Source organism: Oleiphilus sp. HI0132 (assembly GCF_001635845.1).
The window spans coordinates 1-1,478 of the sequence record NZ_LWGJ01000342.1 but is presented as its reverse complement, the minus strand read 5'-3'; the positions used below and the strand labels follow the sequence as shown (position 1 = coordinate 1,478).

The window sequence follows — 1,478 nt, the reverse complement described above, 5'->3', positions numbered from 1 at the left end:
ACGACCCACAGACTTTGCTAACAGAAATAAAGAATCGCATTGATGCGGTGAATAATTTGCCTGCGGATGCAGAGCGGCCTGTGGTGAGTTTAAGCAAGCGGAAACGGGAAGTTATTAGTGTCGCGGTGTCTGGCGATTTATCGGAACGGGAAATTCGCCAACAGGCACAGCATGTACGTGATCAATTGCTTGATATTGAAGGGATTACCCAGGTTGAATTAGACGGTGTGCGTGATTATGAAATTAGCATTGAAGTTAACGAGCGGGTATTACAGAAGTATGGACTGAGTCTGTCGCAAGTGGCTTTGGCGATTCAGCAACACTCAAGAGATATCTCTGCCGGAAGCTTAAAAAGTAATGGCGGTGAAATTCTGATTCGCTCTAGTGGGCAGGCTTATAACAAACTAGAGTTTGAGCAGATTCCTGTGCTGAGTCGAGCTGATGGTAGTAGCGTCACGGTTGCAGACTTGGCCAGTGTTAATGATGGCTTTGAGGAAAGCGCCATACTGACCCGCTTTAATGGTCGGCCGGCGGCCTTGGTCGATGTTTATCGTGTCGGTCAGCAAAGTGCTATCGATGTGGCGGATAAAGTCAGGGCCTATTTGCAGGAAGCTGAGTCTTCATTACCCGAAAGCGTTCAGCTTGATGCTTGGCATGACCGCTCAAAAATCGTTAAAAAGCGTCTGAAAACGCTTTCAGATAATGCCATACAGGGCGGTATATTAGTCCTGCTCTTGCTGACTTTGTTTCTGCGTCCTGCCATTGCTTTTTGGGTCTGCATTGGTATACCGGTTTCCTTTATGGGCGCATTGTTAGTGATGCCATTGTTCGATATTACCATTAACGTGATTAGCCTCTTCGGCTTTATTGTTATTCTGGGGATAGTCGTCGATGACGCCATTGTTACCGGCGAGAATATATACTCTCACCTGCGGCGTTCTGAGTCAGGTTTGGAAGCCGCGATCAATGGCACTAAAGAAGTCGCAGTTCCGGTAACCTTTGGTATTTTAACGACGATCGCAGCTTTTCTTCCCATTGCGTTTATTGAAGGCGTGCGCGGGCAATTGTTTGCGGCGATTCCGGTTGTTGTGATTCCTATATTGGTATTTTCTCTAATTGAGTCCAAGCTTGTTTTACCAGCTCACTTGAAGCGAATTAAGCTACAACCTCAAAATCAAAGCTCAGCCTTGGTGGCTGGCTTATCTCGTTTTCAGCAGCGCTTTGCCGACGGTTTTGAAAGTGTTGTCTTGCACTACTATCAGCCAGCACTTCAGTTGGCCTTGAAGTATCGCTACCTTTGTCTGGCGCTTAGTTTTGGTCTCTTATTTATTTTGTATGCCTTGGTTGCGACTGGGTGGATGAAGTTCCTATTCTTCCCGAAGGTTCAAAGTGAGTTGGCACGTGCTAACCTGGAAATGCCTATAGGAACACCCGTCGAAGTGACTGATCGATATGTCTTGTCAATGCTGGGAGCTGCC

1 protein-coding gene is annotated in these 1,478 nt (G+C 46.8%); it reads left to right on the top strand.

What is annotated here, in order from left to right:
- Positions 1 to 1,478: efflux RND transporter permease subunit (locus A3766_RS04225; protein ID WP_197479309.1), on the top strand; the 1,478-nt coding region annotated here is incomplete at both ends.